Genomic DNA, 16,699 nt, shown 5'->3' with positions numbered 1-16,699 from the left:
ATGGACTTTCTCACTCTCGCTCCTGGCTACCGCCGCGCGCTTGCTTTACGACGTCTCACCGCCGCCCTGTTACTCCTCGCCGCCCTTCTCACTACCGTGACGGGCAGGGCAGCGAATGACCCAGCCGTGCTGGTGTTCGCGCGCGACGTTTCGCCGGGCGAGTCGCTCAGCGGGGACGATGTCGAACTGCGGAGATTGCCGGAGACGATCGTGCCCGATGGGACTCTGAGCCAGATCAGCGAGGTGGAGGGGCAGATTGTGGCGTCGACGGCGGGCGCGGGTGAGGTTGTCACACCGACGCGTTTGTTAGGGCCCGATCTCGTCTCAGCGCTCGTGCCTGGCGACCGGGTCGATTACACGATGGTGCCGGTCAAGCTTGCCGAGCCCGACATCATCCCCATGCTCCACCACGGCGACCGAGTCTCCGTCGTCACCATCGATCACGTAGAGCAGGAAGGCGCAGCCCGAACGATCGCCACAAACGGCATCGTGGTCCTGGCCGGAGGAGGAGGAGATGACTCCCCCGCCGGCGGTATTCTCCTGCTGCTTCATCACCAGGACGCGGAAGCGGTTGCGGCAGCCTCGCTGTCTTCTCCGCTCGCTGTCGTGCTCACCGGCGAACAAGGTTGAGAAGACAGATCTCACTTGTTGTGTTAACTTGTCTCACCATGCTTCAAGGATTCAAAGATTTCATCATGCGCGGCAACGTCATCGATCTGGCTGTCGGTGTCGTCATCGGTTCCGCATTCACTGCTATTGTTACCGCGTTCTCTGAAAACATCATCAAACCTTTGATCAACGCTGTCGGCGGCGCAAACTTCTCCGGCCTCGGTTTCCACGTCTTCCCGGGCAACGAGGGCACATTCGTGGACTTCGGTGCCCTACTCACCGCGTTTATCAACTTCCTACTGATCGCTGCTGTGGTTTACTTCTTCATCGTCGCGCCGATGAACAAGCTCGACGACGCACAGAAGCGTCGCAAGGGCATTGACCCGGACGCCGAGGACCCGACCGAGCAGGAGCTGCTCTCTGAAATCCGCGACCTGCTCGCCGGCAAGAACGGCACTGCACCGACCGATACGCCGCGCGCTTAAGGTCCAGAGAAGCTAGAAGCCTAGTCCCCTCCGTAATGCGGCGGGCGCTCGTCAAGAATCGGTGGTTCTTCATCGAAATTGACGTAGCGCTCGCCGTCTCCTTTTTCCTCAGTAATCGGGGTGTCGGCGTGCCTGTCATAGTCGGCCTCAGCCCGACGAGAAGCGCGGCGGCGGGGTTTCCGTGAAGCCATTGCCCTGAAAAGACCGCGGGAACTACTGGACGCTGTACTTGCGCAGCTCGCTGATGAGGTGCGCAACCAGAGGAGAGATCGTAGAAATGCCGTCCCTAATCGCCGCGCGCGAGGGGGCCAGGTTGACCACTACCGTGGACCCGGACACGCCGCAGATGCCGCGGGACGTGCATGCGTCGACCGCGCCGCAGGCCTGACCGGAAGCACGCACCGCCTGGGCAACACCGGGCACGAGCTGGTCGATGACACCGCGGGTCGCCTCCGGGGCCTTGTCGCGGGGGCCAACACCGGTGCCGCCGACCGTGACCACGAGGTCCACACCGCCTACGACAGCCGTCTCGATGACCTTGCGGATCTCGGACTTCTTAGACTTCACGTACACGACGCCGTCCACCTTGAAGCCGATCTCCTGGAGAAGTTCGAAGACGAGACGGTCAGTCCCCTCGTCGATCGCCCCACCCTGCTTGTGATCGCTCACCAGGACTGCGAGTGCACACGGCTGACTGGGGACTTCCACCTCGGCTTCCGTTGCCATCAGAAAAGCCTCGTCCGGCTCGTGGATGTCCAGCGCGTCAAGAGTGTCCGACATGACCGTTACTCCTCGTCTTCAGTTCGTGGCAGGTGGTGTGCTACTCCGAAAAGTTTCGCATCTAGAAATCTACTCCGAACTCAGAGTCACATCTACCGTTCTGGTCTCATCCGATCCAGCAGATTTGACCTCCAAGGTCACCGTCTCACCGAAGCCGTAGGAACGGGTAGCTGCCACCAGGGCATCAGAAGAATCGATCGGCCGGTCATTGACGCGGATAATCACATCGCCAGGCTTCAATCCAGCCTCGTCAGCAGGGCTGCCTGGCTGCACAGAGTCGATCAACGCGCCGTCGGCATTGTGGCGGATGTCCACTTGGACACCCATCATCGGCTGACGCGCTTCGCCTTCGTTGATCAGCTGGTCCGCTACACGGCGAGCGAAGTTCGACGGGATGGCGAACCCGAGACCGATCGACCCCGACTCACCGGACGCACCCTGCGACAAGGACGCGATCACGGAGTTCATGCCGACAAGATGGCCGTTCATGTCCACCAGCGGACCGCCTGAGTTGCCCGGGTTAATCGCAGCATCCGTCTGGATACCGTCCATCAGTGAGCTCTCGCCGCCACCCTGAGCTGCACGGACTGGTCGATTCAGTGCCGAAACAATGCCAGTGGTGACAGTTGCGGACAACCCCAGCGGCGAACCGATCGCTACAACGGGTTGCCCCACCGCCAAGTTGTCGGAGTTGCCGAACTGGACGACCGGGAGGTCAGATACCCCCTCAATCTGAATCACAGCGATATCGGTATTGACATCCGAGGCGATGAATGAGGCGGGATGCTTGGAACCGTCGTTAAGCGTCACTTGCATCTTTGTATCCCCATTGGCTGCTTCCGCAACCACGTGGTGGTTCGTTAGCACCTTCCCGTCGGAGGAGATGATCGAACCGGATCCCTCAGCTGCGCCGGAGCGGGCTACGACAGAAATGGACACCACGGCGGGAAGCACAGACTCGGCGACCTTTTCCACCGAACCATCCGGCGCTGGCGGCCTGTCGTTGTCCACAGGTGCTTCGAGCGCATTGTCTTCGTCGCTGGCCCCCATGCCAAGACTCTGCCCGGAGCCAGATCCGTTACCGGCGAAGTGGCTCACAGCATAGCCGGCGGCCGAACCCGCGATGAGCGCTGTCACCAGTGACAGAGCGATTGCCCCACCGGCGCCCAAGCCTTTCTTCTGCCGCGTGTTCACAGTCACGGGCTGAGAAGAAAAAGGCTGCGCTTCCGGCTGCAGCATGGGTTGCCGGGCCGGCTGAGGGGCAAAAGCACCGTTCGGGTCATTCGTGTACGTCATGATCGGGTATTGTCCTCCCGCTAGCTGTCACTAACATCGCGATGAATCTCAGCTCATCGTAGTACTTCCTACTCGCTCACTGTGTGGTGCCGGGGTCGCTTTACTCCGACACCGGGCGGCCGGGAAAGACGACGCGGATACGCGTGCCTCCGTCGTCGGATTCTTCGACGGCGATGGTGGCCCCATGACGATGCAGAACCTGCTGCGTGATCGCCAGACCAAGGCCCGATCCCGGCATAGCGCGGGACTCTGGCGCGCGGTAGAAACGGTCGAAAACCTTGGTCCTCTCCTCCACCGGGATTCCGGGGCCAGAGTCGTCGATGATGAGCACGGCGCTGCGCTTCGCTGCACGTAGGGACACACGGACCACCCCACCCGGCGGCGACCACTTCGCCGCGTTATCCAAGAGATTGACGGGGGCGCGGGATAGGGCGTTCGAATCAGCGTCCATCACCCACGGGTCCGCGCGGAAACGGAACTCCACATCCGGGCGGCGGCGCTTCACACGTTCAATCGCATCAGCGAGGACACCGTCCAGACGCACCGGCTCGAACTCCTTCTGCGGAACATCCTCGCGTGCGAGATCCACCAAGTCCCCGATCAGCGTCGACATCTCCTCCATCTGGGCGGTGACATCATCTTCAAGATCGTTGAGCTCCTGCTCGGCCATCATGGTGTTCGGGCCGGAGCGGTGAAGCATCGTCAGCAGCTCGATGTTGGTGCGCATTGATGTCAGCGGGGTACGCAGCTCATGGCCAGCGTCGGCAACGAGCTGCGATTGGCGAACGCGCGAGTCATTGAGCGAGGCCATCATGTCGTTGAGAGATTCAGCGAGACGGCTGTACTCGTCGTCGCCTTCGACCTCAATAGGCTCAAGCTCGTTGCTATCTCGGACACGATCGACAGAACGCCGGAGACGCTCCAACGGACGCAACGTACTGCGGGCAATCAGCGAGCCACTGAGTGCGGCCAGCAACGTTCCTAGACCGACAATGCCCATGAGTGTGGCCCGCAACCGGTTGTCCTGGGCGAGCACTCCGCCCGTGTCGCGGGCAAGCGCAACAGTCACGCCGTCGCCGTCGCGGAGTACCGAAACCCACTCGTTGCTGAAGGTTTCCTGCGTCCAATCGGGGCCCTGCCCCTTCCGCGCGAACCTGTCTACGGGAACGGGATCACCGACAAACGGTTGATTCTCACCAGGTGACACCGCTACCCGGTAACCCGGATTGTCAGTGCGAAACTGGTCAACCAGCATACCGAGCATCTCGACATCCGTGCCCGAGGTATCAAGCACGTATTGCGTTTGGCGCATCAGCGCCACAGTACGGGCTTCCAGCTCGAGAACTTCGCCGTCCTCCATGGCCCCTGAGACGGCAACGTAGGACAGCAGGGCTGTTGCACCGACAGCGAGGGTCACAAGGACCGCCGCAAGCGTTGCAATCCTGCTGCGTAGCGACGACGGGCGCGACAGCTCGAGTTCCCGCGACCTAACCCCCTGAATGTCTTGGGTTTCGCCGGCTACACGCCGGAGGATCACGGCGCAGACTCCCGCATCACGTACCCGACACCGCGCACGGTGTGGATGAGACGGGGCTCCCCGTCTGCCTCGGTCTTGCGGCGCAGATATCCAATGTAGACCTCAAGGGCGTTGCCGGACGAGGGGAACTCGTGGCCCCACACTTCTTCGAGAATCTTCTGCCGGGTGAGCACTTTGCGGGGGTTCCGCAACAGCAGGTGAAGCAGGGAGAACTCCGTGCGGGTGAGCGAAATGTGGCGGTCACCGCGACGGACATCGCGAGAAGAAATGTCGAGGTGGAGATCTTCAAAGCTGAGCTCCGAGCCGCCTTCAGCATCCTGCTGAATGGCATCGGCGCGAGCGCGACGCAGCAGGGAGCGTACACGCGCCAGCAGCTCCTCCAGCGCGAATGGCTTGGGCAGGTAGTCATCCGCCCCCGCGTCCAGACCAGCCACACGGTCGGAGACGCCATCGCGGGCAGTGAGCATGAGGATCGGCCGGTCATAACCAGACGAGCGCAATTCACGGCATACTCCCAGACCGTCGAGCTGCGGCATCATCACATCGAGAACTGTCAGGTCCGGTTGCTCTTGCTCAATGCTCGCAAGCGCCTCCTGACCGTCTTTTGCCAGTGCAACGTCGTATCCGTTGAATTGCAGGGAGCGCCGCAAAGACTCCCGGACCGCCTGCTCGTCGTCGACCACCAAGATCTTCATATCACTATTATGACCATACCTAGCTAAAACTCATGACATTGAGGGGCCTTTAACTGTTTTTAGACAGAAAAAACCACCACTTTCGTGGTGGTTTTCACATGGGATTGGCAGAATTAAAATTGCTCGACGTCGATCAGGCCTTGCTGTGCAGCCTTGACCAGGCGGCGCGGGATACGCACAGTCTGGCCGTCGATCTTGGTCTCAACCAGAGCGGCGTTGTCGGCCTTCCACTGGGAGCGGCGGTGGTGCGTGTTCGAACGTGACTTACGGAACTTCGGGGTTGCCATGGTGTCTTCTCCTCCTTAACGGCCGTTACTAGTTGTCGGACTTCTTCTTGCGGCGAGCCATACCGCCGAAACGGCGGTTGAACTTCTCAACGCGGCCAGCGGTGTCCATGACACGCTGCGCGCCCGTCCAGAACGGGTGGGACTCGCTGGTGACATCGACGACGATGAGCGGGTACTCGTTGCCGTCCTCCCACTGGGCGGTACGGCCGGAGGTGGCAGTGGAACGTGTCAGGAACTGGTGGCCAGTACCTGCGTCCTGGAAGATCACCGGGTGGTAATCAGGGTGGATATCGTTTTTCATCTCTTCGTTTCCCTCAGGATTGATACTTCAGGTCGGTTCCACTTCTCTGCGCTGCTATCTGCGCCAGAAACGGATCGTGCCTGAGTTGGGTGCGAAATGGACTGCAGGGATGTTACCGGCAGCACGTTGAAAAGGAAAATCACGCCCCTGCCGGTTCCGGGCCCGTGGTCACCGCTACGCCCCGCTTGCGCAAAATTCGTTGATCCCGCCGCTTCGCCAGCGGCTCATAGATCCGTTTCATGACCATCTCCGCCGGCCCAAGCTTGAAGTTATTCAGCCAAACGACGCTCAAGAGAACTAGTGCTACCGCGATAGCCGCGAAGATGAGCAGAACCCAGTAAGTGTGAAAAGTGGGCCCTGAATGCGCCGCGCAACCCCGAAGCCGAAGTCATAAAAGATGACGGATGCAATGACGTTCTGCAGGATGTAGCACGTCAGCGCCATGCCCGACGGCCGCGAAGGGCTTGCCCACGCTGCCGAGCACGTTGTCTTTCCTCACGTAGAAACCAGCGACGAGCGCCAAAACCCCGAAAGCCACCATCGTTGAGGTGACGTACCGGGCGACCGGAAAACCCCTGATGGTGAGGAAAATTCTCACAATCCAATCCAGCGGGAGACCGATACCGAAGCCGATTGCCATGACCTTCCCGCGCAGCCGGTGGCCGTCAGGTTGGAAGAGCCCGGCACGGTACAGGCGTGCAGCAATGATGAACACGCCGATGCCCATGAAGAACATGATGGGCACCTCCCATCGGCCGCCGAGGAGGTCACGCGCGCGGAATTCGACCATGCCCCAGTAGCTCTCGGTGGAGTAATCCCCCATGATTTCATCAAGGCCCAACGCCCCCGGGCCCTTCTCCTTCAGCATGACGTTCAACCCGATGGCAACCATGGTGAATGCAGATACAACGAGCGCGTGCACGCACAGCCCGGCAATCATCCACCCCTTCTGCACCTTCTCACTGCGCGCAAGAATCGGCGCGACAGCAAGAGCGGTCAGACCGTAGCCCATGAGCACGTCGAACTCGAAGATGAAGATGTAGTTCAGCAATCCCTCAAGCACGAGAACGCCGGCACGCCACATGTAGCCGCCTGGCCAGGGCATGCCGCGGCGCAACCGGCTCTGCCGTTGGATCTCCACGCCGATGCCGAACATGATGGTCAATAGACTTAGGAATTTGCCGTCGGTGACCAGATACAGGAGAGAATCAATCAGCCAGGTGTCGAATCGGACGTCGGCCCCGCTCGTTCCACGTACAAAATCCATTGCTTGTGCAGCGATGGACTTGTCCGGGAAATAGCCGGTGAGAAGATCCTCGGTCGATCCGGCGAACAACCAAATGTTTGTCAGCAGCGTCCCCAGGATCGCCAGGCCGCGGGCGACGTCGAGGGCAACGATGCGTCGATAAGCATGCCCCTGGGGTTGCGGGTTCATGCGCGCGACAATAGCACCGCTACCCTGCGCGTGGCGCCGCGAAGGAGCGCACCAGCCGCGATAGTGAAAAGAACGCCTGGGAGCACCCACATCACCCGCGGCTCGATCGGCGGAAGGGTGTAGGTAGCTATGAGGGTTCCCACGTGAAAGCCGCTGTGAATACCCGCCGCTATCCATCCATTACCCCAGCGCATCGCGCATGCCGCCGCAAAGACGGCGATACCGAAGGAGGTGACCAGATAAAGCAGGTGATCCACAATCCCTTCCTGTCCCGCCTGCGACAACAAGTGCATGACCGTGAACACGCCGGTCGACCACCAGAACCCTAGCCACGGGCGGCCTGGCGTCGACCGAAGTAGCCAACCGCGGAACACTAACTCTTCTGGGATGCCCTGCAGCAAGAATGCAAACCCGGCGAGCTCAAACACAGCGCCGATGTTGACTGCGGCCGACTCAGATGGAAACTCCTCGGGCCTCTCACCGGTGGCCATCCCTAACGCAATGCCGATCAAATGGGCCAGAAGCACAAGTGCGCCTGCCGCGACGGTTCCTGCGACCAACCCCGTGACCACCTTGGCGCCGCCAAAACCAGTGGCAGCAAAAGGCCGTCGTTCCGCATAACGCATCCACGCCCAGACAGCCAGAAACGCCAGCACGCAGTTGATCGCGCTCAACCCGAACCGCTGCAGGCCAGCGACCACAGGCTGATCTGAGACGCCCGTCACCAACATCAGCCCGAGAGGGATGAAGGTAGCACCAAGGACGATCACCACCGCGACCACGCCGCGCACCGTGATACCCCACCACGTCAGCGGCAGCCGAGGCGGGGTGGCTGGATCTGAAGGGGTGGTTAGAGAAATGAAGTCATCAGGAGGCGACGCAGCGCGGGAAGTATTCATGGGTTCATCCCACCAAGAACACCGTTTCTCCCGCCACGGGGATCGCACCGATTTCCCCTCAGGGTTGTCCCCGATTTTGCGGCCACTGCCCCACCATGCAAGCTGTCATGGACGCCGCCGCAGATGCCGTTCCAGCGATTAGGAGTTCGCCGGCTGTGGGTGTAGTGTTGACTCTCGCTGTTGTCGAAGTACACGTTTACGCTTAGTCAACCGGTGACTTTTGACGCCCTCGAGCTCACCCGGCCATCCTCACTACCAGGCCGATTTCTAGTTTCGAGTGTGGTGTCAGCTATTACATGTCTCCGAGTTTTCAAGCGGCTAGGAGAAAGAAGTAACCATGTCGGCACATTGCCAGGTCACGGGAAAGCAGCCGTCATTCGGCAAAACCGTGTCTCACTCGCACCGCCGCCACTCGCGTCGTTGGAACCCCAACGTGCAGAAGCGGCGGTTCTACCTGCCCTCTGAGGGCCGTACCATCACGCTGAACGTTTCCACCAAGGGTCTGAAGATCATCGACCGTGACGGCATCGAGTCCGTCGTCGCTCAGATCCGCGCCCGAGGGGAGAAGGTCTAATGCCCAAGAACGACATCCGCCCGATCATCAAGCTCAAGAGCACCGCGGGCACCGGCTACACCTACGTCACCCGTAAGAACAAGCGCAACAACCCGGACCGCATCTCTTTGAAGAAGTACGACCCGGTCGCGCGCAAGCACGTTGAATTCCGCGAGGAGCGATAGAAATGGCTAAGAAGTCCAAGATCGCTAAGAACGAAAAGCGCAAGGAGATCGTCGAGCGTTACGCGCAGCGCCGCCAGGAGCTCAAGGCGATCATCCGCAACCCGGAGACGTCCGACGAGGATCGTCTCGAGGCTCAGTTCGAGCTCAACCGTCAGCCGCGCGACGCCTCCCCGGCTCGCGTTCGTAACCGCGACTCCCACGATGGCCGCCCCCGAGGCTACCTCCGCAAGTTCGGCCTCTCCCGCGTCCGCATGCGCGAGATGGCTCACCGCGGTGAGCTGCCGGGCGTCCGCAAGTCGTCCTGGTAAGCAAGGAGTGCACCAATAATGAAGCGCAACAACAACCGTAAGGCGCGGATGGAGCAGTCCCGCCGCCAGAAGAAGAACCCGCTCAAGGCCAAGGGCATTGAGGCAGTCGACTACAAGGACATCGAGACCCTGCGTCTGTTCATCTCCGACCGCCACAAGATCCGTTCCCGCCGCGTGACCGGTCTGACGCCGCAGCAGCAGCGCCAGGTGGCCACCGCCGTGAAGAACGCCCGCGAGATGGCTCTGCTGCCGTTCACCAGCCGCTAAATCACTGGTTGACAGCAGCGTAAGAAAAGCGCCCGCTCCCCTATGTAGGGAGACGAGCGCTTTTTCTATTTCGCGGCCTGTTTGTCGCCGCCTTGCGCGGGCTAGCCGCAGCGGGCGACAGGCAGGGATCCGAGCTGACCGTTCAGCTCAGCAGCAATGTCGTTGAGCATTTGCGTTGCTTTGCCGTAGCCGCCGTGGGGTGCATACGCCGTAATGGCGATGGCCACGTCGCCGCGTGGCCCGCGCACGAGACCGAACTGGCGGGCTAGGTATCCCCCACCCTGGTGGTTCCACCCGCCTTTGAAGCGCGCTCCGGGCATCCGCCCCAGTCCCCAACGCTGATCGGGCGTGATTCGTGCCATCATGCCCACAACCGGGCCCGAGCCATTCACGCACGGAAGGTTCGCCGCGAAGCGCGCCTGCTCGCTCGTGGTCTACAGTGTGGACATCTTGTGCGCCGGGGAAGTAGCAGTGTGGGTGCGCCCTTCGCCCAGCACTGTCTGCACCTGGTGGGTGGGGATGGCATCGGCCATGCGGTGCATGGCTGGGTTGTCAGATACTGTCACGGCCAATTCTGCATCGCGGTACCAGCGAGGACCGTCCTGTTTGAGCGCTGCGATGGAGACCGGCACCTTCATTGTTGAAAAAGCCGGCTGCGGCCGGTTATCCCCTGCCGTCGCGCTGGCGCCAGGACTGAACACAGAGATGGTGGCCTGCCCTCCGTGGCGCGCGTTGACGCGGTTGACAATTCCCTGCAGCTGCGGCTGGATGTTCACCGGTTGAGGGCGCTGCTGCGGGGCGGCTGAGTTCAATCCCAGAGCTTGGCTGGACATTGGGGTTGGCCACCCGAGATCACGCTTGACGTTACTGGGGATCTGGTTGAACGCTTCCACTGCGGCAGGGCCGATAACGGGCATTTCAGCGATGTTCGGGACTGCAATAGTGGGCATCGCGATCCCGGCTGCAGCGAGGAAAGCGGCGAGGTGGCGCATCATGGCTACAGATCATAGCCCTGCTTTCCAGGGAAAGCAGGGCAAGGGTTTAGGCTGCCACACGGAAGATCGGGTATCTTTTGCTTGACAGGTTTACAGTGTCACCAGGAGGAAGAAATGGCAGGAAGTGTCGGACGGCCACGGAAGTCGTCGCCGCGACGCTCAGGACGCACGGCACGCGAGGAAATCCTCGACGCGTCTGCGGAGCTGTTCACCAAACAGGGTTTCGCCACAACCTCCACACACGAAATCGCCGATGCCGTGGGCGTGCGTCAGGCATCGCTGTACTACCACTTCCCTTCCAAGGCCGATATTTTCTTGACCCTGCTGAAGTCCACGATCGAACCGTCGCTCGCTCTTGGCGCGGTACTGCGCGATTCGGATGCGTCTGCGAACCAGAAGCTGTGGGCGCTCGTTGCTGCTCAAACTCGCTTACTGCTGTCCTCAAAGTGGAATATCGGCCGGTTGTACCAGCTGCCAGTGGCCACCTCCGAGGAGTTTGTGGAGTATCACAAGGAACGCGCTGAGCTGGAGGATTACTTCCGCTCCTTTGCGGCTGAGATTGTCGGAGACGACGATCCGCTGGTGGAGATGCCATTCCACATGTCGCTCGCAGCCGTCGAAATGCGCGACAACACGGGAAAGGCGCCCTACCCTCTCGTCACAGATGCGCTGCCGTCGCCATCGGTCATGCTCGCGGACGCGGTGCTCGACGTCTTGCACGCAGAACTTCCGCCGGACCGCGGCGAGCGCACCATCGAACTGCTGGAAAACAGCTAACAGTTCGCCGCAGGAGCACTCTCGAGCGAACCAGCGATCTGCGCTGCCAGTTGAGTCGCCATCGCCTGTCCGCTTTCGTAACTGCCGTCGCCCGCGGTCACAGCGATAGCTACGGCGACATTCCGCCCCACACTGTCGTGCACAAGTCCGAATTGACGGACCTCGTACGCGCCATTGCTTGACGACGGCCCCCACCCGCCCTTGAACCTCGCCCCCGGGAGAGTACCTAACCCGTAGGACTGGTCGACCGTGATCCCGCCCATGAGACTGAGTACTGGTTCAGAGCCGGTCACGCACTGCAAGTTGGAGGCGAAGCGGGCTTGCTCAGCCACAGACCAGACAGTTTGGCCGAAGGGCGAGAACTCCGGCCGGATCCGCTCCCGCTGGACCGGAACCGGCGTACCGCCTTCCGCTAGCACCGCTTCCACAGCTTCCGGCGACACGCTGTTCCACAACGCCATCGCGGCGTCGTTGTCGGAGACCATGATGGCCGTCGAAGCCTGCCCCGCCATTTCTGGGTGCTCCTTCAACGCGGCGATAGCAATGGGCACCTTGATTGTGGACCATGCCGCAAAGCCTGTGGTGTCCCCGGCGGAGAACTCACCTCCGCGGCCGGACACCGCGACTTCGGCGCGGCCGCCAAAGCCGCCGAGCACATTGGCAACAGCATCGTTCAGCACGGTCTGGCCATCACCTACTGGCGCCGGAGGAATGACCTGCTCCTGCGGCGCGGGCACGTGCACCGGATCATTGTCAGCGGGGGCTCCCATGGATGGTTCTGGCAGGACACCCCTGTCACCGCCGCCTGCCGGACTGCTGGAACCGACCGTGCATGCGGACAACAACAACGCACACACGGTCGCGCATGAGAACGCGGGAAATCGTCGCACAGGACCTAAGAAATGTAGACAGCCGCGTTGTTCCCGCCGGTGCATGCCACGTGCGCTCCTTGGTCACGGCAGGTCATGTCGTAGTTCTTACCGGTGACGGGGCTGTACACACCGTACAGAGTGACGTTCGGGCTACCGGTGGAGTTGTACTTAGCCACAAAGGCGGAGAACACGTTTGCCGCGAACTGCGGAGTGGTCACATCAGAGTCGTTGACCCAATAATCCGTGTAGTTCTTCGTGGGCTTGTTCGCAGGCTTCGGTTGCTGCTGCTCGTTCGGCGAGGGTGCGTTCACCGTCTGGGTAACGGTGGGGCGATCGCCCTCACTCGGCTGCTGCACGCTGGTCAAGGCGGGCTCGTTGGCCGCGCGGTTCGCGTCCGAATTCGTCGTGAAGTAATAGACCAGGAATCCCGTCAGGGCGATGGCTAACAGCCCGGCGATGACGCTCATGATGATCATCCCTGCGTTGGATGATTTCTGTTGCGTCACCGGCGGGTACTGCGGGGGATACATACCAGGCTGGTACTGGTTGTGGGGTGCGCCCCAGTATTCGTTGCTCACACTGTTGATTATTGCACTGTTTCCAGGGAAAGCACTACAAGGGCGCGTGGCTTGACCGGCGGTTAGTGCGAGAAATGGCGGGTGCCCGTGAAGTACATGGTCACGCCAGCTTCCTTGGCCGCTGCCACAACCTCATCGTCGCGGATGGAACCGCCCGGCTGCACCACTGCCTTCACCCCTGCGTCCGCCAAGATTTGGAAGCCGTCGGCGAAGGGGAAGAAAGCATCGGACGCGGCAACGGCACCGTTGGAACGGTTACGTCCCCCCTCAAGGGTGTTCGCGCGCTCGACTGCCAGACGGGCCGAGTCGAGGCGGTTGACTTGCCCCATCCCGACACCCACCGCGGCTCCATCACGGGCAATGAGGATGGCGTTGGACTTCACGCATCGCACGGAATTCCATGCGAACTCGAGGTCCTTAAGAGTTTGCTCGTCAGCCGGCTCACCGGCGGCAAGCTCCCAGTTCTCCGGATTGTCACCGTCGGCTTGATAGATATCGCGATCCTGCAGCAGCGTGCCACCGGAGATCTGCACGATGTCCATTCCTTCACGCTCTGGCTGCTCGGCGGTGAGGATGCGCAGGTTCTTCTTGGTTTGCAGCAGCTCCAGGGCTTCCGGGGCGTACCCCGGCGCAATGATGACTTCGGTGAAGATCGGGGCGACTTGCTCAGCCATCTCCACGGTGACTTCGCGGTTGGCGGCGATCACACCGCCGTAGGCGCTGACCGGGTCGCAGGCGTGGGCCTTGGAGTGCGCCTCGGCGATAGAGGTGTCCGAGACTGCGATGCCGCACGGGTTCGCGTGCTTGATCACGGCCACGCATGGACGCTCGTGGTCCCAGCACGCGCGCCAGGCAGCGTCCGCGTCTTGATAGTTGTTGTAGCTCATCTCCTTACCGCCGTGCTGGGTGGCACCCGCCAAGCCGGTGCCGTCCGAGATGAGGGTCGCGGACTGGTGCGGGTTTTCGCCGTACCGGAGAGTCGTCCGTGTGCTCCCTTCGTCGAGTTGCTCGACGAACCAGGCGGATACTTCAGAGTCGTAGATCGCGGTGTGCGTGAACGCGTCTGCTGCCAGCTGGCGGCGCTGCGCTGCGTCGAAGCCACCGCCTCGCACGGCGTCGATGACTTCGCTGTACCGCGACGGGTCCACCACGACTGCAACGGACGGGTGGTTCTTTGCGGCCGCGCGCACCATCGAGGGGCCACCAATGTCGATCATCTCGACGACCTCGTCGAAGCTAGCACCGGAATCAGCTGTCTCACTAAACGGGTAAAGATTGACCACGACGAGATCGAACGGCTCCACACCGAGCTCCTGGATCTGCTTGACGTGCTCTTCCTTGCGCAGGTCAGCCAGAATGCCGGCGTGAACGCGCGGGTGCAGCGTCTTCACACGGCCCTCGAGCACCTCCGGGAAGCCGGTCAGCTCCGCGACCTCAGTCACGTTCGCGCCAGCGTCCTTGATGTGCTGCGCAGTCGAACCAGTGGAGACGATCTCCACACCAGCCTCGGCGAGAGCAGTCGCGAGCTCATCCAGGCCCGTCTTATCGAAGACACTGATCAGGGCACGTTTGATAGGTGTGCGAGTCATGCGGTGAACTCAACCTTTCCGGTCGTCGTGGGGGTGGCGCGATGGAGCGTATCGACGATCAACTCGCGCTCCATCACCTTAATCCGTTCGTGCAACTCTTCTTCAGTTTCACCCTCGCGCACATTCAGCGCACGCTGGGCAATGATTTCGCCCGTGTCTACCCCCGAATCGATGTAGTGCACCGTCGTTCCGGTGACTTTCACGCCGTACGCCAGAGCGTCCCGGACGGCGTGCGCTCCGGGGAACGCCGGCAGAAGTGCTGGGTGGGTGTTGATGAGCGAGCCTTCGAACCGGTCCAAGAAACCCTGCCCGAGGATCTTCATGAATCCGGCGGAGACGACCACATCGGGGTCTGTACTCGCCACCGTCTCCGCGAGACGGACATTCCACTCGTCGCGGTCACCATCCACTGCGACAACCTCGGCGCGGATCCCAGCAGCGCGCGCCCGGTCCAATGCAGGGCACTCAACGTCGGCGACGACGAGGTCTACGCTGTAGCGGCCTTGGTGATCAAGGATGGCCTGCAATAGCGTCCCCGACCCCGACACCAACACGGCAACGGAAATCTCTGGAGGGCCTGAAGAGTCTGACACAACGGCCAAGTCTAGTCCGTGGCGGGGCGCTGCGTTTCACTCAACGGGCCAGCCTCATCGGCTTCGAGCCCGTTTTCGCCTTCCCGCTGTTTCAGAACTGAGTAGGCAGTGGATCCGCCTGCTGGCTGCTCCCCCTCAGAGACACCCTCATCGGATTCTTCCGCCTCGGGTTTGGACTCGGGCTGAGGTTCTTCGACCTCGCGGTGGCCGTCTTCACGCTCGTCCGTCTCGAGCTTCCTTGGCACGTCGACGACATCCGCCTCATCCGCGTGGTCAACATCATCCGCGTCCTCGGCATCCTCGGCGTCTGCTGCCACAGTGCGGCCTCTGATCGCTGCCACGATCCAGGCCAAGCCAATCACTCCTCCAACCCAACATAGTGCCGCTAGGGCGAAGAACAAAGGTGACGGCCCGATCCAGCCGTACGCACCGACATGGCCGCCAGCCATGAGCGCGCCAACAAGAGCGAAAACGGCAGCGATGAGGGTGCAGGCGGCGATGTCGATGGGGAGGAAACGTCGAGAAGCGACGAAGTGGATGAGCACCGCTGCCGGCACGATCATCAGCACTGGCGCCCACGCGGGCACAGTGCCTGGGATCGCGCCGAAGAGCGGCAGCGGCGGAAGCGGCACAAGTGCGGCACTGAAGAGAGAGACACCGCCCTCGGCGATCTGCATCGGAGCGCCGAGCAACACGGACAGCGTGGAGATGACCGCGTTCGGCAGATAGAGGATGCACAGCCCCACCAGCGCGAGTACCCCTCCCCCATCCAAAACCGGGAACTGGGCGACAAGGTCCGCGATGCGTCCGTAGCCGACAGCGAGAAGCACAAGGTAAACGATCGCCGCGGCCGCAAGGAGGCGTAGCGCGAGCGTGGCCATTGCGCGGGTGGCGCCGATCAACGCGACCGGCAATGAGGCACGGTCGAACAGCGCGCGCCACAGCCGCTCACTCATGCCGCACGCCATCCCAACGAGGTGAACGAACACCGGAATGAAGAGCGCCTTGTGAATCGCAGGCGGACTGACGGGAAAAACACTCGACGCATCCGCCACCATGAACCACGCTATCGCGGACAGGGTGAACGGAATGAGCACCACAAGGCCAAAGATCGCATACAGATCCAGCACACTCACCCGCTCACGCGTGGCGACGCGGACACGCCACGCAATGAACGCAGCCACCAAGACCGCCGGCAAGAGCGGAAGTGAGCCCAAGATCACACCATCGAGGATCACAGGTACACCGTGGAGCACGAACCACGTCTCTGCGATCGCGGCGGGCAACGCGGCGACACGACCACCAGCGAGCAGGATAGTAGCCAAGCAGACGGCGATAATGCCCAGCACAAGCACGATATTGGGCACGCCGATGTACGGCGCGTAATGGCGGACGCGCTCCTTCATCGTCGACGGCGCTGCCGGTGTCGCGTTCGCCCGCGCAGCATCTGATACATTCACTGAGCGCGGGCGACGACGAGCGACCGTGGGCGACGTTCGGGACGAACGCGTCGGAGGACTAGACTTCTTACTCATTGCATTCCACCTTGTCACGGGTGACGTGCGAATCGTGGTCAGACACGTTTGTGAGACACTTCGCTTTCCGACGTAACACATGAGATCTTCCACCCGATTTGGTTAAAGTTGCCCGAAAGGTTG

The 16,699-nt window shown here is 61.6% G+C and carries 24 protein-coding genes and 1 pseudogene; 7 read left to right on the top strand and 18 right to left on the bottom strand.

Annotation, left to right across the window (positions count from 1 at the left end; genetic code table 11):
* Positions 1 to 630, top strand: coding sequence for an SAF domain-containing protein (locus KBX07_RS08525; protein WP_256003347.1), 630 nt, complete (start codon positions 1 to 3; stop codon positions 628 to 630).
* Positions 631 to 668: 38 nt separating this feature from the next.
* Positions 669 to 1,094 (top strand): large-conductance mechanosensitive channel protein MscL, encoded by a 426-nt coding sequence (gene mscL, locus KBX07_RS08520; protein WP_256018862.1) that lies wholly within the window; start codon positions 669 to 671, stop codon positions 1,092 to 1,094.
* Positions 1,095 to 1,114: 20 nt separating this feature from the next.
* On the opposite strand, the gene KBX07_RS08515 is transcribed toward mscL, so the two are convergent.
* From KBX07_RS08515 to KBX07_RS08475, 11 genes and pseudogenes are all read right to left on the bottom strand, one after another.
* The gene (locus KBX07_RS08515; protein WP_256003343.1) at positions 1,115 to 1,285 is read right to left on the bottom strand and encodes a hypothetical protein; all 171 of its coding nucleotides are present in this window, start codon (positions 1,283 to 1,285) and stop codon (positions 1,115 to 1,117) included.
* Between the two features lie 22 nt (positions 1,286 to 1,307).
* Entirely contained in the window at positions 1,308 to 1,874 is a 567-nt protein-coding gene (locus KBX07_RS08510; protein WP_005291333.1) for a molybdenum cofactor biosynthesis protein B, read from the bottom strand.
* Positions 1,875 to 1,943: 69 nt separating this feature from the next.
* Positions 1,944 to 3,170: a trypsin-like peptidase domain-containing protein gene (locus KBX07_RS08505; RefSeq protein ID WP_370687282.1), complete on the bottom strand. Its 1,227-nt coding sequence runs from the start codon at positions 3,168 to 3,170 to the stop codon at positions 1,944 to 1,946.
* Between the two features lie 100 nt (positions 3,171 to 3,270).
* Positions 3,271 to 4,707 (bottom strand): ATP-binding protein, encoded by a 1,437-nt coding sequence (locus KBX07_RS11460; RefSeq protein WP_256003341.1) that lies wholly within the window; start codon positions 4,705 to 4,707, stop codon positions 3,271 to 3,273.
* Positions 4,704 to 5,402, bottom strand: a complete 699-nt coding sequence (locus KBX07_RS08495) for a response regulator transcription factor (protein WP_005291343.1) — start codon at positions 5,400 to 5,402, stop codon at positions 4,704 to 4,706. The genes KBX07_RS11460 and KBX07_RS08495 overlap by 4 nt, the downstream gene beginning before the upstream one ends.
* 113 nt (positions 5,403 to 5,515) lie before the next feature.
* A complete protein-coding gene (gene rpmF, locus KBX07_RS08490) occupies positions 5,516 to 5,689 on the bottom strand; it encodes a 50S ribosomal protein L32 (protein WP_005291345.1) in 174 nt (57 codons plus the stop codon).
* A gap of 28 nt (positions 5,690 to 5,717) precedes the next feature.
* Positions 5,718 to 5,990 carry a type B 50S ribosomal protein L31 gene (locus tag KBX07_RS08485; protein ID WP_005291347.1) on the bottom strand — a complete coding sequence of 91 codons (273 nt, stop codon included), beginning with the start codon at positions 5,988 to 5,990 and terminating at the stop codon, positions 5,718 to 5,720.
* A 139-nt stretch (positions 5,991 to 6,129) separates the two neighbouring features.
* Positions 6,130 to 6,339 (bottom strand): annotated as a pseudogene (locus KBX07_RS11455) (DUF418 domain-containing protein); the annotation flags it as partial.
* Positions 6,294 to 6,434: a DUF418 domain-containing protein gene (locus tag KBX07_RS11450; protein ID WP_370687281.1), complete on the bottom strand. Its 141-nt coding sequence runs from the start codon at positions 6,432 to 6,434 to the stop codon at positions 6,294 to 6,296. The gene KBX07_RS11450 and the pseudogene KBX07_RS11455, both read right to left, overlap by 46 nt.
* Entirely contained in the window at positions 6,379 to 7,425 is a 1,047-nt protein-coding gene (locus tag KBX07_RS08480) for a DUF418 domain-containing protein (protein WP_256023778.1), read from the bottom strand. The genes KBX07_RS11450 and KBX07_RS08480 overlap by 56 nt, the downstream gene beginning before the upstream one ends.
* Positions 7,422 to 8,324 carry a CPBP family intramembrane glutamic endopeptidase gene (locus KBX07_RS08475; RefSeq protein WP_256023777.1) on the bottom strand — a complete coding sequence of 301 codons (903 nt, stop codon included), beginning with the start codon at positions 8,322 to 8,324 and terminating at the stop codon, positions 7,422 to 7,424. The genes KBX07_RS08480 and KBX07_RS08475 overlap by 4 nt, the downstream gene beginning before the upstream one ends.
* Positions 8,325 to 8,661: 337 nt before the next feature.
* Here KBX07_RS08475 and rpmB point away from each other — a divergent pair, with 337 nt between their 5' ends.
* The 4 genes from rpmB to rpsR are packed head-to-tail and all read left to right on the top strand — an operon-like array spanning position 8,662 to position 9,637.
* The gene (rpmB, locus tag KBX07_RS08470; protein WP_040423806.1) at positions 8,662 to 8,898 is read left to right on the top strand and encodes a 50S ribosomal protein L28; all 237 of its coding nucleotides are present in this window, start codon (positions 8,662 to 8,664) and stop codon (positions 8,896 to 8,898) included.
* Positions 8,898 to 9,062 (top strand): 50S ribosomal protein L33, encoded by a 165-nt coding sequence (gene rpmG / locus KBX07_RS08465; RefSeq protein ID WP_005291356.1) that lies wholly within the window; start codon positions 8,898 to 8,900, stop codon positions 9,060 to 9,062. Before rpmB ends, rpmG begins: the two co-directional genes overlap by 1 nt.
* 2 nt (positions 9,063 to 9,064) lie before the next feature.
* A complete protein-coding gene (gene rpsN / locus KBX07_RS08460) occupies positions 9,065 to 9,370 on the top strand; it encodes a 30S ribosomal protein S14 (protein WP_005291358.1) in 306 nt (101 codons plus the stop codon).
* 18 nt (positions 9,371 to 9,388) lie between these two features.
* Positions 9,389 to 9,637, top strand: a complete 249-nt coding sequence (gene rpsR, locus KBX07_RS08455) for a 30S ribosomal protein S18 (protein WP_256023775.1) — start codon at positions 9,389 to 9,391, stop codon at positions 9,635 to 9,637.
* A 101-nt stretch (positions 9,638 to 9,738) separates the two neighbouring features.
* Here the strand turns inward: rpsR and KBX07_RS08450 are convergent, their stop codons facing one another.
* A complete protein-coding gene (locus tag KBX07_RS08450) occupies positions 9,739 to 10,029 on the bottom strand; it encodes a hypothetical protein (protein WP_256023774.1) in 291 nt (96 codons plus the stop codon).
* 42 nt (positions 10,030 to 10,071) lie between these two features.
* Entirely contained in the window at positions 10,072 to 10,632 is a 561-nt protein-coding gene (locus KBX07_RS08445; RefSeq protein ID WP_256023772.1) for a hypothetical protein, read from the bottom strand.
* Positions 10,633 to 10,746: 114 nt separating this feature from the next.
* Between KBX07_RS08445 and KBX07_RS08440 the strand changes: the two genes are divergently transcribed.
* Positions 10,747 to 11,409: a TetR/AcrR family transcriptional regulator gene (locus KBX07_RS08440; protein WP_005291364.1), complete on the top strand. Its 663-nt coding sequence runs from the start codon at positions 10,747 to 10,749 to the stop codon at positions 11,407 to 11,409.
* On the opposite strand, the gene KBX07_RS08435 is transcribed toward KBX07_RS08440, so the two are convergent.
* The 5 genes from KBX07_RS08435 to KBX07_RS08415 form a co-directional block, all read right to left on the bottom strand.
* Positions 11,406 to 12,179, bottom strand: coding sequence for a hypothetical protein (locus KBX07_RS08435; protein ID WP_255997107.1), 774 nt, complete (start codon positions 12,177 to 12,179; stop codon positions 11,406 to 11,408). The genes KBX07_RS08440 and KBX07_RS08435 overlap by 4 nt on opposite strands.
* Positions 12,180 to 12,304: 125 nt before the next feature.
* On the bottom strand, positions 12,305 to 12,859 hold the full coding sequence (locus tag KBX07_RS08430) for a hypothetical protein (protein WP_156774847.1): 555 nt from the start codon (positions 12,857 to 12,859) through the stop codon (positions 12,305 to 12,307).
* A gap of 62 nt (positions 12,860 to 12,921) precedes the next feature.
* Complete coding sequence (gene purH / locus KBX07_RS08425; RefSeq protein ID WP_256023771.1) at positions 12,922 to 14,448, bottom strand: bifunctional phosphoribosylaminoimidazolecarboxamide formyltransferase/IMP cyclohydrolase; 1,527 nt, start codon at positions 14,446 to 14,448, stop codon at positions 12,922 to 12,924.
* Complete coding sequence (gene purN / locus KBX07_RS08420) at positions 14,445 to 15,050, bottom strand: phosphoribosylglycinamide formyltransferase (protein ID WP_370687280.1); 606 nt, start codon at positions 15,048 to 15,050, stop codon at positions 14,445 to 14,447. The genes purH and purN overlap by 4 nt, the downstream gene beginning before the upstream one ends.
* A 2-nt stretch (positions 15,051 to 15,052) precedes the next feature.
* Complete coding sequence (locus KBX07_RS08415; protein ID WP_256023768.1) at positions 15,053 to 16,576, bottom strand: DUF6350 family protein; 1,524 nt, start codon at positions 16,574 to 16,576, stop codon at positions 15,053 to 15,055.
* Positions 16,577 to 16,699: the final 123 nt, after the last annotated feature.

The organism is Corynebacterium sp. CCUG 70398, assembly GCF_024454055.1.
Taxonomy (GTDB): Bacteria; Actinomycetota; Actinomycetes; order Mycobacteriales; family Mycobacteriaceae; genus Corynebacterium; species Corynebacterium genitalium.
Note: the sequence above shows the minus strand (reverse complement) of the source record. Positions and strands in the feature narration are given on the sequence as shown.

Coding starts and splice junctions, on each gene's coding strand:
- KBX07_RS08525 (WP_256003347.1), top strand. CDS start 1: ATGGACTTTCTCACTCTCGCTCCTGGCTACCGCCGCGCGCTTGCTTTA.
- mscL (WP_256018862.1), top strand. CDS start 669: ATGCTTCAAGGATTCAAAGATTTCATCATGCGCGGCAACGTCATCGAT.
- KBX07_RS08515 (WP_256003343.1), bottom strand. CDS start 1,285: ATGGCTTCACGGAAACCCCGCCGCCGCGCTTCTCGTCGGGCTGAGGCC.
- KBX07_RS08510 (WP_005291333.1), bottom strand. CDS start 1,874: ATGTCGGACACTCTTGACGCGCTGGACATCCACGAGCCGGACGAGGCT.
- KBX07_RS08505 (WP_370687282.1), bottom strand. CDS start 3,170: ATGACGTACACGAATGACCCGAACGGTGCTTTTGCCCCTCAGCCGGCC.
- KBX07_RS08495 (WP_005291343.1), bottom strand. CDS start 5,402: ATGAAGATCTTGGTGGTCGACGACGAGCAGGCGGTCCGGGAGTCTTTG.
- rpmF (WP_005291345.1), bottom strand. CDS start 5,689: ATGGCAACCCCGAAGTTCCGTAAGTCACGTTCGAACACGCACCACCGC.
- KBX07_RS08485 (WP_005291347.1), bottom strand. CDS start 5,990: ATGAAAAACGATATCCACCCTGATTACCACCCGGTGATCTTCCAGGAC.
- KBX07_RS11450 (WP_370687281.1), bottom strand. CDS start 6,434: ATGGCGCTGACGTGCTACATCCTGCAGAACGTCATTGCATCCGTCATC.
- KBX07_RS08480 (WP_256023778.1), bottom strand. CDS start 7,425: ATGAACCCGCAACCCCAGGGGCATGCTTATCGACGCATCGTTGCCCTC.
- KBX07_RS08475 (WP_256023777.1), bottom strand. CDS start 8,324: ATGAATACTTCCCGCGCTGCGTCGCCTCCTGATGACTTCATTTCTCTA.
- rpmB (WP_040423806.1), top strand. CDS start 8,662: ATGTCGGCACATTGCCAGGTCACGGGAAAGCAGCCGTCATTCGGCAAA.
- rpmG (WP_005291356.1), top strand. CDS start 8,898: ATGCCCAAGAACGACATCCGCCCGATCATCAAGCTCAAGAGCACCGCG.
- rpsN (WP_005291358.1), top strand. CDS start 9,065: ATGGCTAAGAAGTCCAAGATCGCTAAGAACGAAAAGCGCAAGGAGATC.
- rpsR (WP_256023775.1), top strand. CDS start 9,389: ATGAAGCGCAACAACAACCGTAAGGCGCGGATGGAGCAGTCCCGCCGC.
- KBX07_RS08445 (WP_256023772.1), bottom strand. CDS start 10,632: ATGATGCGCCACCTCGCCGCTTTCCTCGCTGCAGCCGGGATCGCGATG.
- KBX07_RS08440 (WP_005291364.1), top strand. CDS start 10,747: ATGGCAGGAAGTGTCGGACGGCCACGGAAGTCGTCGCCGCGACGCTCA.
- KBX07_RS08435 (WP_255997107.1), bottom strand. CDS start 12,179: ATGGGAGCCCCCGCTGACAATGATCCGGTGCACGTGCCCGCGCCGCAG.
- purH (WP_256023771.1), bottom strand. CDS start 14,448: ATGACTCGCACACCTATCAAACGTGCCCTGATCAGTGTCTTCGATAAG.
- KBX07_RS08415 (WP_256023768.1), bottom strand. CDS start 16,576: ATGAGTAAGAAGTCTAGTCCTCCGACGCGTTCGTCCCGAACGTCGCCC.